Source organism: Chitinophaga sp. 22308, from assembly GCF_052045305.1.
Lineage (GTDB): Bacteria > Bacteroidota > Bacteroidia > Chitinophagales > Chitinophagaceae > Chitinophaga > Chitinophaga varians_A.
Genome location: NZ_JBQEOP010000002.1, coordinates 640,080 through 653,842, shown reverse-complemented (window position 1 = coordinate 653,842; position 13,763 = coordinate 640,080). Strand labels below are relative to the sequence as shown.

The following is a 13,763-nucleotide window of genomic DNA, read 5'->3' as shown; positions in this document are numbered from 1 at the left end:
CTTCTGTAAATAAAAAATAAAAAGAAAGGGCATTGCAGTTGTACTGCTAATGAATATCCATGGTTTTCAAATTTTTTAAATGATGCACGGGCAACATCATTTCTTATTGACAACGATGCAAAAGTAGTATAATAATGTTAACGGACGTTTAAATTATTACGGGTTTAATTGTACTTTTCACGGGTCGTCTTCTGGAACGAGGCCGGCGTAAGTCCCGTATGTTTTTTGAAAAAGCGGTTAAAGTAAGCGTCATCCTCGAAATTCAGGCGGGCCGCAATCTGTTTTACGGAGTGTTCTCCCCAGTACAATAACCGTTTGGCCTCCATCGTCCTCTTTTCATCGATCACATATTTGGCATTTCTGCCCAGCAGGCTTTTCACTGTGTCATTTAAATGTCCGGGCGTTACAAACAACATCTCGGCATAATCAGACACCTGTGTCTTCTCATGGAAATGCTGGTCTACCAGTACTTTAAACTGGCGCGCCATGTTGTATTGGGAATTTTCCCCGTTCAGCCATGCATTGGACGGTTCGGAAATACGGCCAATGGTGATAACCATCGCATTCAACAGGTTGCGGAGCACCGCTTCCTTACGGGCCTTGTCGCTTTCATATTCCTTCTTCAGCAACCGGGCATACACCATCAGCTCCTCCAGCTGCTCCTGCGTCAGCGGCACCATACCGGAATTAAAGATACAATGCCAGCAGCTGATCACACCCTGCATTTCTGGAACAAGAAAATCCGGTGTAAAAGATATATTGATCAACTCCACATCATCCCCCATCGCATGCTGATGGACCTGGTCAGGTTCCATCAGCATGATGGCGGGTGCAGTCACTTCGTATTGTTTAAAGTCAATTGCCTGCCGGATAGTTCCTTTCAGCAGTATATCGATACTGAAACCGTTGTGACGGTGCGGCGTGCCCCAATGCTCTACCTCCTCTTCATCACAGCCATCTATCTTGCCGATAAAAAACGGCATGCCATTCACACAGTCTTCAAGACGGTACATGGGTATATCTGCTATCTTTCCTGCTTTTGTAACTTCCATTTTGATACGGTTTTTTGAAGTGATCAGTCAACGGGCTCCTTCGGCTTTTCCTGTACTACCACCAGGTCGCTCAACTTGACGTTGATCGGAATATTCCCCAGCTGTACAATACCGCGTTTGTCCCGGATTTCTATCAGGCGGCCCACCTGGCGGTTGGTCAGGATTTTCACCTGGTCACCCACCTGTACGTCGCGGCCTACCTCTTCAAATTTGTCCTGCACTTTTTTATTGTGCTTTTCATTGATCTGTTTTTCCCTGCGACGGAACAGCAGTATCTCTGCCTGTTTCATCACTTTCTCTTTATCGTTGCTGTCGCCGGCACGCTTCCATTCCACCACGATCTGCTTCAGCTTGCGTTCCATGTCTTTCAGGTAAGCCAGGTCCGTTTCCTTGATCTGGTTTTGCAGCTTCAGGAAAGTGATCTGCTGATGCTTTCGCTCTTTATCTGACAGGGCTTCGTATTCACGCTTCAGCTTTTCATTTTCTTTGACCAGTTTCTGCAACTCCTTTTCTTTGCTTTCTACTTTCTGAAGGTCCTGTTCTGCTTTGTTTAGCAGTTTATCCAACTGAAAATGACCTTCGTCCACCAGTTTTTTGGCGCGGGCAATCAGTGCCGGGTTCAGGCCAATCCTTTCAGCGATTGAGAAAGTATAAGAGCTGCCAGGCTTACCGACCATCAGTTTATACATGGGCATCAGGGTCTGTTCATTGAATCCCATCGCCCCGTTGATGATGCCTTTTACTTTGTTGGCCATCACTTTCAGGTTGAGGTAGTGGGTGGTCACCACGCCAAAAGCGTGTTTCTTGGCCAGTTCCTCCATGATCACCTCAGCAAAGGCACCGCCCAGGTTAGGGTCAGAGCCGCTACCCAACTCGTCGATGAAGAACAGGGTCCTGCCGTTGGCAGTCTCCATAAAATACTTCATGTTCTTCAGGTGGGAGCTGTAGGTACTCAGTTCAAATTCCAGCGACTGGGTATCCCCGATATGGATCATCAACTGCTTGAAAATGCCCAGCTGGGAAGACGGATGCACCGGTACCAACAGGCCGGACTGCAGCATGAGCTGTATCAGGCCAATGGTTTTAAGCGTCACCGTTTTACCGCCGGCATTGGGACCGCTGATCACCAGTATGTGTGCGTCTTTATCCAGACTGATGCTTACCGGCACAGTAGGCTTGCTGTTTTTGCGGTTATATAACAATAACAGCGGATGGTAAGCCTGTACCAGGTGCAATTGCGCGTGCGGCACCAGTGACGGGTAATTTCCGTCCATATCCAGCGCCAGTTTCGCTTTCGCCCGGATAAAGTCGTAGGTGCCCAGTATCTGGTGATAGCCGTTCAGCAGCTCACTATAACCGCTCAGGGAGCCGGTCAGCGCCTTCAGGATGCGGTATACTTCCCTGCCTTCCTCTCTTTCGAGCGACTGGATATCGTTATTCAGTTCGATCGTTTCTTCCGGCTCGAGGAAAGCGGTTTTACGGGTATCAGATTCGCCATGGATGATACCTTTGATCATCCGTTTGTTTTCGGCGTAGATGGCCACCACCCTTCTGCCGTTGAGGAACGCCTCTTCCTGGTCGGCCAGGTAGTTCAGCTTCTGCAGCTTCTGGAGGATGCGCTCAAATACGCGGCGCAGTTCTGTTCTCTTACGGAACAGGGAGATACGGATCTTGGCCAGTTCAGGGGAAGCGTTATCGCGTACCTGCCCGGTTTCGTCCAGCACTTCATCAATGAGCGCCGTGATCTTTTTCTCATAATAAGTGTCCTTGATCACATCATACAGGCCTCCATACTGGATACGGCGGTCGTGGTCAAAAAACCGGACGATGCTGTGCATGCTTTCCGCCAGTTTACGGATGGACATGGCCTGATCACCGGTAAGTACGGCGCCCTGGATGGACAGCAACCGCAACTCGGTATGCAGGTTCAGGACGTGATCATTGGGGAAATGCTCCTGCAACAGGATCAGTTGTTTATATTCATGTGCCTGTTGCAGAGCGGCTTTTACGTAGTCTATATGCGTGTGCAAACGAAGATCAATAGCCATTTGCGTACCCAGTTCCGTTTTACAGTGGTCCTGGAGCAAAGCCTGTATTTTATCGAATTCCAACTGCACCAACGCAGACTCAGGAAAATATTTCAAGTGATAATATATTTAGTTGAACGGCATAAACTTACAACAACAGAAGTATGCTGCCGGTTAAAATGAAATGCGCTGCGGCTTTACGCCGGAGCCAGTAAATAAACATATATGCTGCTACACTAAGCGCTGTAGCTGCCTGGGAAGAAGTATGCTGGGAAAATAATTAATTCTTTCTCATCGGCTTTGTCATTGTACTATCAATAGTATCCGGTTACCCGGTGTTTCTATCTATATTGCTGCTGCTGACTACTTTTTTGAGGGCTTTCAGGCCCTTGCCGGGTTCCTTCTGGCTAAAAAAGAATGTTAAAGTTACTAACTTGTCGCCTAACCTGCATCATTTTTTACGTAAATTATTATTGACACAGGGGATGCAAAAATAATAAAACACCCTGAAATTCCGCTACAGTGCTGTATTTTACATATATTAAAAAGACAGCATTTTTAAATAAATATTTTATGCGAAAATACTCAATATTCATCTTTTTCGTAACATTGGCCTTATTCGCCTGCGCGCAGAACAAAAAAGAAAAAGTTCCCGGAGATATGGAAATACCCAATAACACACATGTAGAAAAAGCCACATTCGGAGGCGGTTGCTTTTGGTGTACAGAAGCCCAGTTTCAATACCTCGACGGGGTACTGAAAGTGGAATCCGGTTATGCCGGCGGCACAGTAGCCAATCCCACCTACGAACAGGTCTGTGAAGGCAATACCGGCCACGCTGAAGTTATCCAGGTCACCTACGACCCGGCCAAAATCAGCTACGATGAACTGCTTCAGGCCTTTTGGGAAAGCCACGATCCCACCCAGCTTAACCGCCAGGGCAACGATGTAGGCACCCAATACCGCTCCGTTATCTTCTATCATACGCCCGAACAAAAGGAAAAAGCTGAGTTCTATAAGAAAAAGCTACAGGACGCCGGCGCATATGATAAACCTATCGTGACAGAAATCGCCCCGCTGACCACTTTCTATAAAGCGGAAGATTATCACCAGGATTATTATAACCAGAACGGACGACAGCCCTACTGCACGTTCGTGATCAAACCTAAACTGGAAAAATTCAAAAAGGTGTTTAAAGACCATTTGAAAAAGCAATAGTCCGTAAAATGCCAGATGTCCCAGGGCTGAAGCCCTGGGCTACATTCTGAATCAAGTCCTTTCTCATTAACAAGCCTATTGTTTATGGGCTACCGACCCGGGGTCAGGACTTCAGGAAAATGAACTGTGGGCAGGTGAAGATTCCGGCAGCTCAGGGCCTCCCCATGCAAATGAAAATCATCCGCCAAACCAAGGCATGGAATGCTTATGGCATAACCAACAAAATACTTCATTAGGAAAATCTGCCACCCAACCAAGGCCTGGAACGCTTATGGCATAACCGGCAAAATATTTCATTAAAAGAACCTGAATCTGATCGTAGCCCAGGGCTTCAGCCCTGGGATTTCTGCGTCATATACCCTATAATTCGTATTTTTTGTTTATTTTAAGGGAATCCTAAAAACTATTAATGACAGCAATTCCACCAACTATCTGCCCCTACTGCGGCAGCAAAGAGCTGATTCGCACTGTTCCCGAAAAAGATCCATTTAACGTAATGGTCATCTGCCACAGCTGCCAGCGGGTGATTACTCCTGAACATGGCAGCACTCGCGGTAAAACCACCACCGCCGTACGCGCCATCGCCGAAAAAGCGATCCAGATAAGCCTTAACAGCGGTAAACTGCATGGTATTAAATACTATTATACCGAGGTCAACAAATTACCGGACACCAAAACCACCCTTCAACAAGCTAAAGATACCCTGGAGTCTCTCCTGCAGACCCGCGGACTAACCAGCGCCGTGAAAAAGCCCAGCCGCAACGGATGCGTTATTGCCTTGATTATCATTCTATTAATTATCGCCAGCATCATCTATTTCTATACCCATCGATAGCCTATCAGGATAAATTTTTCCTTTCCCGGCGTTTGGCGTACCTTTGTACTGTAATAAATAGAATTACAGAATGAATAATGCCCGCTTTCCGATATCGTTACATATACTGACGCTCCTGGCGAAGGAAAACGGGACGTTACTGTCGTCCGATTACATCGCCGGCAGTATCAATATCAATCCGGTGTTGGTCAGAAAGGAAATCAGCAACCTGCGTAACCATGGCATGATAGAAAGCAAGGAAGGCAAAAACGGGGGCGCCACACTCGCCAAACCGGCTACTGCCATCCTGCTCTCAGATGTGTACCATGCTGTACAGCAAACTTCCCTGCTGGGCAACAGCCGTAACCATCCTAACCCCGATTGCGCAGTGGGCAAACAGATCAATCAGCATCTGGATGATTTGTATAAAGACATAGAAGGCGCCCTGCTACGGAAACTGGAGAATATGACGTTGGCTGACTTCGCCGATAAATTTTGATATTTTTCATTTTAATATTTGATTATTTATCTGGCTTCTACAGGCAAAAACGACTAACCAAAAGCACCTACTAAATAACCCAATTATTATGGATTTACAGGGTTTTCATCATATTACCAGCGACCTGAAAACCGCTGAGAAAGCAATGCCGGTAATGTTTATCGGTCACGGTAACCCGATGAACGGCATCAGCGACAATGCTTTTACCCGCGCGCTCACACAGATGGGCCAACAAATACCGGACAAGCCCCGTGCTATCCTGGTCATCTCCGCGCACTGGCTGACCAAAGGCACACACGTGCTGGTGGCGCCGCAACCAGAAACCATCCATGATTTCGGCGGCTTCCCCGAAGCACTCTACCAGGTGCAATATCCTGCGCCCGGCGCCCCTGCCCTGGCCCGCGAAACAAAAGACCTGATCACTTCCGCCAAAGTGATGGAAGATGACCACTGGGGCCTCGATCACGGCGCATGGACAGTGCTCAGACACATGTACCCCCTGGCAGACGTTCCGGTATACCAGCTGAGCATCGACTATCACCAGCCACCGGAATATCACTTTAAGCTGGCAGCTGAACTGCAAGCGCTCCGCCATAAAGGGGTGCTCATCATGGGCAGCGGCAATATCGTCCACAACCTGCGCCAGGTGGTGTTCTCCAACAACGCCAAACCATTTGACTGGGCCATCTCCTTTGATCATCTCGTGAAAGAAAAACTGGAACAAAAGGCATTCAACGACCTGGTCAACTATCATACACTGGGAACAGCCGCACAGCTGTCTATACCCACAAATGACCACTACCTGCCGATGCTGTACACCCTCGGGCTGGTCAATAAAAACGAAGAAATTCAATTTACCTACGAAGAAATTCAGAACGGCAGCATCAGCATGCGCTGCTTCCGGACGGCGTAATCAGTCGGCCCGCAAGCTCTTCACCGGATTGGCCATCGCTGCACGCAGGGCATGATAACTGACAGTCAGCAGCGCTACTACGGTAACGCCTACACTCGTTAGCACAAACACCCATATGCTGATACCGGTACGATAGGCAAAGCTCTGCAACCACCGGTCCATGATCCACCAGGACAACGGGAACGCCAGTACGGCCGCTATCAACACCAGCCGAAGGAAATCCTGCGACAGCATCTTTACAATACTGCCGGCGGAAGCGCCCAGTGTTTTTCGCACACCAATTTCACGCGTGCGCTGCACCGCCATAAACGCGGCCAGCCCAAACAAACCAAGACAGGCAATAAACAGCGCCAGCACGGTAAACAGCAGGAATATCTGCTCCTGTTGCTGCTCTCCTGCATACTGCTTCGCAAAGTTATCATCGAGGAACTGGTAGCTGAACGGATGCGCCGCATCGAAACGCTGGTACACTTTTGCTATGTGCGCCAGGGCTGCCGGGATGTTCTGCGGACTAACGCGCACGTACATATTATCTTCCATTTCCGGAAAAGGCGCCATCTGCATCACCAGCGGCGCTATTTTATGCTGCAGCGAATAGGTATGAAAATCCCTTACCACACCGGTGATCACACGTTCCGCCCGGGTGCCCTTGTTATCTATTTTGAACTGTATCCGCTTGCCTAACGGGTCTTTCAACTGAAAATTCTTCACCAGCGTCTCATTGACCAGCACAGCATGATAACGGTCGGCATTGCCGGTATCGGAGAAATTGCGGCCCTGCTGCAAGGTGATGCCCATCGTCTTCAAAAAACCAGCGTCCACCATGAGGCCCTGCGCTAATATGGATGATTCCGAAATACTGCCATCCTGTTCTACAAAGTAGCCACTCGTGCCCAGGTCATTGCGCCCGATAGGATTGCTGACCGCCGATACTTCCCGTATCAGCGGATTACTCAGCAGCTGCTGTTTCATGGCAGGAATATTCTTCCGCGCCTGCACATCACTGATATGGAAAGAAAGCAACTGCTCCCTGTTGAAACCCAGGTTGGTGTGCATCACATATTGCAGCTGGTCATACGCTACCAGCGTGCTGGCGGTAAGCACAATGGCGATCATAAACTGAAAAGTGACCAGCCCTTTCCGGAAGCCCGCATGGCTGCTGCCGCTCAAGCGCCCTTTCAGCGCGCTGATGACCCGGAAACCAGACATAAACACCGCCGGATAAATACCGGCCATTAGTGCAGTGAAAGCCACCAGTAATAATATAGCGCCGATGGTACGCGCTACGCCAAACTGCCATAACACTAACTGGCGATGCGCAAATTCATTAAAATACGGTAACACCACTACGACCAGCCCGAAGGCCACCACGGCGGATATCAGGGTCAGCAGAAATGATTCGGCCAGGAACATGCGCGCAATTTCCTCCCTGCCAGATCCCATCGTTTTACGCACGCCTATTTCCTTCACACGGCCCGTAGCACGGGCAGTGGCGAGGTTCATATAGTTAATACAGGCAATGACCAAAATCAGCAATCCTACAAACAGGAACACATATACGTAAAGCACATTTCCATTCGACCCTATTTCATATCCCAGGTGGGAATGCAGGTGAATGGAAGCCAATGGTTGTAGTGTCATCTGATACTGCACCTCTCCCATATGAGGTTTTACATATCGGTCGCCAAACTGCGGCAGCTTGGCTTCCAGCGCTTTGGCAGCCGCACCTTTGCGCAGTAACAGGTACGTATATACGTCGAAATTCTGCCAGCCGTCCGCATTGTAATTAGCCGGCAGTACCCGTAAGGCGCTGAATGAAAAATGTGTATTGGAAGGCACATCTTCCAGGACGCCGGTCACTTGGAACACAGAGGCACTGTCTTCTGTACGCACTATTTTTCCCATAGCCGATGCCGGGTCGCCGAATATTTTCTTCGCCAGGGAGCGGGTAAGCAACAGACCATTGGGCTGAGTGAGACAGGTAGCCGCATCGCCCTCCAGTAGCGGAAAAGGCAGCACTTTCAAAAAGGTGCTGTCCACAAAATAGATGTCTTCCACCTGCATTTTCTTCCCATTATATTCCAACAGGCTGCCGCCGTCGGTCAATACCCGCGTTATCTCTTCTATTTCCGGATAGTCTCTTTTCAACAGTGGCGCAAAAGGAGCCGATGTGGTGGCAACATTGAGCCGGCCGCCGGCCCAGGAGGCATCGTTCACAGTACGATATACGCGGTCCTTATTGGGGAAAAAGTTTTCATAGCTGGTTTCTCCCAGTACATATAAGAGCAACAGCCAACAGGTAGCCATGCCAATGGCCAGCCCGGCAATATTGATCAGCGTGTAATACTTGTACCTGGACAGATTACGCCACGCTATCAGCAGATAATTCCTGAACATGTGGTTACAGTTTAGGGTGGACATCTCCCGCTACTCCGGCTTCACACGGCCAAGGCTCTCAAAAACATGCCACGCAGTCCTGCCTATAAAAAGAAAGGACATATGTATAATGGAAAATATACACATGTCCGATTCTGATACACTCGTTGTTCGTTTATGCTTTCAGCAGATCGCCTTCCAGCTGCACCACATTATTGGCGATGCCGGCATCAATCGCCTTGAGGATTTCCTCTTTCATCTCTTCTGTTACACGGCTGTAGCCAAACATTTTAGCGATAAAAGGCACTGCATCTTCCCGCTGGATGGCAATGGCGTCTTTCACCACTTTTTCCAGCGCTACGCCCATTTCTTCCACCGAAATATAGTTGATCTTACGGGCGACAGCCGGCAACAGGCTGCGGTTGCGCACTACCGGTTCGGGCAGGGCGGTATGCCACAGGAATTGCCCTTTTATCTTAATGCGTTTACTGGCGTCGGAATGTCTTACGGCATGACGGAGTATCTCCCGGATGCGCGGGCCTACCCTCGTAATACCGGCTGCCTCCACCATGCGGCGGGCCAGTTCATCGAAGTGTACAGGGCTTTCTATGTTTACCACCTGCTCTATCCAGTTACACAGGCTGCCAATAGGCGTGGCATGAAACTCCTGGTCCCGGATTTCTTCCGGCAGCGTGGCTATTTCATACATCTGCGTTTCGTCGGTATCTTCTTCCACCACTTCCCTTTTCAGTTCAGGCGCTGCTGCGGCAGGTGTTGCCTCCTGCGCGTCCTCATCGTCCATGGAGAGTGCTGTTTTAGCAGCTTCTATCGCCGCCACCAGCCTGTCCAGTTCTTTCCCCGGATTACGGAACCAGTCGGTGCTCCAGATGCGGTACATCTTCCAGCCGATGGCCTCCAGCATCTGCTGGCGCAAACGGTCGCGGTCACGGGCGGAACGGGCGGAATGATAAGCAGCACCATCACATTCAATCCCCAGGATATAACGGCCGGGGTTGTCCGGATCTACAATAGCCAGGTCGATATAGAAACCACGGGAGCCTACCTGCTTCCTGACGATATACCCTTTCTCTTCCAGCCTGGCTGCCACATTTTCCTCAAAAGGACTGTCTGCCGGCAGACCGGTTTCCACCGTCATATTGAGCCGTCCGTGCTGCGCATAGTACAGGAAGTTCTTCAACGCCGCGATACCCGCGCTTTGCGTCCGGTTGAGGTCCAAATCATCCGCGGTAAGGTTGGTAAACACCTCACAGCGTGATTTGGCACGGGTGATCAGTACGTTGAGCCTGCGTTCACCACCTTCGTTGTTGAGCGGGCCGAAGGACATGGCCACATAACCTTCCTCCGTACGGCCGTAACCGATAGAGATGAAAATCACATCTCGCTCATCGCCCTGCACATTCTCCAGGTTTTTCACAAAGAAAGGCTCGTCAGCATGTTGACGGAAAAAGGATTCCAGCTCCGGATTATTGCGGCGCCGTGTTTCCAATGCTACGGTGATTGCTTCCCGCTGGGATGTACTGAACGCTACTACGCCAAGGCTCAGTCCCGGATGACGGCGGGCATGTTCCATCACAGCGTCCGCCACGGCTTCTGCTTCCTTAGGATTGGAACGCGTTTTACCACGGTCATAAGCGGTATCAGGAAGATGATGGAACACCAGGCCACGGCTGTCTTTGGAGCCGGGGCTAGGGAATATCACCAGCTTGTTTTCATAAAATTCGTGGTTCGATAACGTGATCAGCGATTCATGACGGCTGCGGTAATGCCAGCGCAGCATGCGTTGTGGCGCGCCCTGGGCATCACACAAACCGAGAATGCTCTGCATGTCCGCCGTGATGTTCTCTTCGTCCTCCACTTCTTTGGTCAGCGTATCAAAGAAACTGGTAGGCGGCAGCTGTTTGGTATCACCTACCACGACCAGCTGTTTGCCGCGCAGAATAGCGCCCAGCGCCTCCACAGGCCTTACCTGGCTGGCTTCGTCAAATATCACCAGGTCAAATTCCAGTGTGGCCGGCGGCAGGAAGTTGGCGATGGACAAGGGGCTCATCATGAACACCGGTTTGATGGCCTGTATCGCCAGGCCGGCTTCTTTCATGAGCTTGCGCACCGGCATATGCCGGGCTTTTTTATTAAATTCTGTTCTGATGATGTTCACCTGGCCGCCCGCTTCCATGCGCGGCATCTGCTCCCAGTGACTGAGCGCGGCACGGGCACGGTTATACTGCAGGTTCATCGCGTCGAGGCGGCGGAACTGCTGTACCAGCTCTTCATGGCCCGCCCTGTCGAAGCGGCGCAACGCAGGATGTGCTTTCACAGCGGTTTCCAGCAGGTATTCGTACCATGTCTTTTGTAAGACGGTCTTCAGCAAACGGGCCGCTTCCGGCCAGTCTGTTGACGGGGTGATCAGGCAGGATAAATTTTCCTGTGTAGCCGTTTCCGTGATATTATTCCAGGCAATGGTATGGTGGATTTCCGGAAGCCTGTCTTTCCATGTGCCCAGCCGTTGCGCGGCAGCGGCGAAGGCAGCAGGCCATTGGTAGTCCCGCATTTCCAGTTGCTGTAATACGCCTGCCTGCAAACCGGCGGTTTTATCGCCTGCCAGCTGCAGGGCATCGCGGTCGGCCGCCGCTACGGCAGGGTCTATGTTTTTATGCAGACAGTCCAACACAGCCTCCGGACAGGTGCCGGCGGAGATACGTTTATGCATGTCCGTTATATACGCAGTGGCAGTGTCCAGCGCGTCCCAGTCGGTCTGGTGTTTCTGCCAGCGTGTGCCGAACAGGTCGCGTGCCAGGGCGGCATGCTCCTGTAACAGCGCATCGTGCCGCCGGTACTCCATAATGCTGTCTACATATTGCAGCTTCTCTGTATTGTCTTTGGGCAATGCGCCTTTGCACAATGCCGCCAGTTGTTTGTTGCTGCGGTTATAGGCGCCGATGAGGAACTTATACCACTTGGTGCCGTGGGCGAGCAGATTTTGTCGCACTTCCATCAGGTCCTGTGAAAATGCTTCCGGTATCAGGATGTCCTGGTATGCCTGATGGATGGCTGTGAGGCGGCGGCCCGCTTCCAGCCAGGAGATGATATCCTGCTGCTGCAGCAACCACGCCTTGCTGCCGGTGTTCAGGCCGCTGAGGTCCGGCTTGTGCGACAACAGGGCGCAGACATGTATCAGCTGTTTCATGGCCGTTACGTCTTCCGGCGTCTGCAACCCCATCTTCCCGGCTACGCCGGCGAGGGACTGTTGCAGGTCCTGTAAAGCGGTGGCAGTCTCCTGCAACTGCCGTTGCAGCGCTTCCTGCTGGTGCGGCAACAGCACGTTCAACCGGCTGCCCAGGAACAGCAGCTGCGATGGCATACCAGCTTCACTTAAACAGGCTTGTATTCGTTGAGCCATGGCCGTGGCCTTGTTCATGGCCGCGGCGTCCCAGGAGGCCATGTCCGGCGGCGTAATAACCGGCAGCTGCCTGCCGGCGACATCTTCGTTTATACGTAACAGATAGCCGGTGATCTGATGTACGGAAAGGCCGCTCTTCCCTACCGGCTCATTCACCGCCTGGCAGTATTCGTTCAGCTCCTGCCGGTGCGTGTTGAGCAACAATACCTCTTCGCGCAGCTTTTGCACGGAGGGCCGTCCCAGTTCCAGCACCCGGCGCAGCTCCTGGTGTAATTCTTTTTTATTGGCTTTATGGCTGTGCAGCTCCAGGCAGGCTTCTCCCAGCTGGATATTATCAAGACGGCGCTTCACCACTTCCAACGCGGCCATCTTTTCTGCTACAAACAGTACCTTTTTCCCTCTGCCTATGGCGTCAGCGATAATATTAGTGATGGTCTGTGATTTACCGGTGCCCGGAGGCCCCTGTATCACGAGGTGTTTGCCTTCCTGTACGGCCAGCATCGCATGAATCTGCGAACTATCGGCATCTACCACCTGGAACAGCTCATCGGCGCGTGGTTCGTTATCGATAAAGGCATCTTCCGGAATACCGGGCTGATTGTCTGAAAAACCACCGCCAAACAGGCTGTTGATCACCGGATGGGTGAGCGGGCTGCTGTCGGCCGGCCAGTTGGCGGCATCCAGGTCGTTGTAGATCATGAATTTCCCGAAAGAGAAAAAGCCCAGCTCAATGGCATCCGCTTCCACTTTCCAGCCAGGCATGCCATCTACGGCCGCGGCCACGGCATTGAAATATTCGGTGATATTAAAATCTTCCGTTTCCGGCAAGGCAGGAATGCTGATATTAAAATCCGTTTTCATCTTCGCTTCCAGCGAGATGTTACCCTCCACTTCTTCCAGCGTATATTTCAAACGGAAACGTTCACGGACGTCCGAACGGTCCAGTTGCACCGGCACCAGCACCAGTGGCGCCAGCCGCGGCTCAGTACTGCCCGCTTCACACCATTGCAGCATGCCGAGCGACAGGTACAGGATATTGAAACCCTGCTCTTCCAGGCTCATTCTGGCGGCGTAATAGGTGTTCAGCAAACGGGTATGCAGGTTTACCTGCGATTCATTGGTTTGCAGCCGGGTGTCATGCACGGTGTCTTTTCCGCCGGCAGCCGGCTGTTCCTGGTACATTACATCAGGCTGCCCGGCTTTTTTGTCCGGACGGTCGAGGAACGTCAGCGTCTTATTTTCTGCTACCAGCAACGCATAAACGGCGGCCGATGCTTCATCAACAATATGTAGCCCTTTGCTGGCAGATAACTTGTAGTTTAAAAGGGGATTCTTCAGTCCAAGGTCCAGGAGCTCTTTTCGGGACGACTCCAGCCTGGTCAATATGGATGCAATCATAATAGCCTGGCAAATAAAAACGTTGCAAATATACTCCTATTAACGGTG

General features: G+C 51.0%; 8 protein-coding genes. 4 read left to right on the top strand and 4 right to left on the bottom strand.

The features are described from left to right. Positions 1-164: 164 nt before the first annotated feature. The gene (locus tag ACTJJS_RS09330; protein ID WP_168872670.1) at positions 165-1,052 is read right to left on the bottom strand and encodes a helix-turn-helix domain-containing protein; all 888 of its coding nucleotides are present in this window, start codon (positions 1,050-1,052) and stop codon (positions 165-167) included. Positions 1,053-1,075: 23 nt separating this feature from the next. After that, the gene (locus ACTJJS_RS09325) at positions 1,076-3,196 is read right to left on the bottom strand and encodes an endonuclease MutS2 (protein WP_168872669.1); all 2,121 of its coding nucleotides are present in this window, start codon (positions 3,194-3,196) and stop codon (positions 1,076-1,078) included. Between the two features lie 456 nt (positions 3,197-3,652). Between ACTJJS_RS09325 and msrA the strand changes: the two genes are divergently transcribed. The 4 genes from msrA to ygiD all read left to right on the top strand — a co-directional run bounded on the left by msrA (position 3,653) and on the right by ygiD (position 6,523). After that, positions 3,653-4,297: a peptide-methionine (S)-S-oxide reductase MsrA gene (gene msrA / locus ACTJJS_RS09320; protein ID WP_168872668.1), complete on the top strand. Its 645-nt coding sequence runs from the start codon at positions 3,653-3,655 to the stop codon at positions 4,295-4,297. Positions 4,298-4,706: 409 nt separating this feature from the next. Next, entirely contained in the window at positions 4,707-5,132 is a 426-nt protein-coding gene (locus tag ACTJJS_RS09315) for a hypothetical protein (protein WP_440663439.1), read from the top strand. A gap of 70 nt (positions 5,133-5,202) precedes the next feature. Then, positions 5,203-5,610 carry an Rrf2 family transcriptional regulator gene (locus tag ACTJJS_RS09310; RefSeq protein ID WP_168872666.1) on the top strand — a complete coding sequence of 136 codons (408 nt, stop codon included), beginning with the start codon at positions 5,203-5,205 and terminating at the stop codon, positions 5,608-5,610. An 88-nt stretch (positions 5,611-5,698) separates the two neighbouring features. Then, positions 5,699-6,523: a 4,5-DOPA dioxygenase extradiol gene (ygiD, locus tag ACTJJS_RS09305; protein WP_440663438.1), complete on the top strand. Its 825-nt coding sequence runs from the start codon at positions 5,699-5,701 to the stop codon at positions 6,521-6,523. Here the strand turns inward: ygiD and ACTJJS_RS09300 are convergent, their stop codons facing one another. Together ACTJJS_RS09300 and ACTJJS_RS09295 are read right to left on the bottom strand one after the other, a co-directional pair. Continuing rightward, entirely contained in the window at positions 6,524-8,920 is a 2,397-nt protein-coding gene (locus ACTJJS_RS09300) for an ABC transporter permease (RefSeq protein ID WP_440663437.1), read from the bottom strand. Between the two features lie 154 nt (positions 8,921-9,074). Then, positions 9,075-13,715 (bottom strand): DUF3320 domain-containing protein, encoded by a 4,641-nt coding sequence (locus tag ACTJJS_RS09295; RefSeq protein ID WP_440663436.1) that lies wholly within the window; start codon positions 13,713-13,715, stop codon positions 9,075-9,077. Between the last annotated feature and the right edge of the window lie 48 nt (positions 13,716-13,763).

Coding starts and splice junctions, on each gene's coding strand:
- msrA (WP_168872668.1), top strand. CDS start 3,653: ATGCGAAAATACTCAATATTCATCTTTTTCGTAACATTGGCCTTATTC.
- ACTJJS_RS09330 (WP_168872670.1), bottom strand. CDS start 1,052: ATGGAAGTTACAAAAGCAGGAAAGATAGCAGATATACCCATGTACCGT.
- ygiD (WP_440663438.1), top strand. CDS start 5,699: ATGGATTTACAGGGTTTTCATCATATTACCAGCGACCTGAAAACCGCT.
- ACTJJS_RS09295 (WP_440663436.1), bottom strand. CDS start 13,715: ATGATTGCATCCATATTGACCAGGCTGGAGTCGTCCCGAAAAGAGCTC.
- ACTJJS_RS09315 (WP_440663439.1), top strand. CDS start 4,707: ATGACAGCAATTCCACCAACTATCTGCCCCTACTGCGGCAGCAAAGAG.
- ACTJJS_RS09310 (WP_168872666.1), top strand. CDS start 5,203: ATGAATAATGCCCGCTTTCCGATATCGTTACATATACTGACGCTCCTG.
- ACTJJS_RS09300 (WP_440663437.1), bottom strand. CDS start 8,920: ATGTTCAGGAATTATCTGCTGATAGCGTGGCGTAATCTGTCCAGGTAC.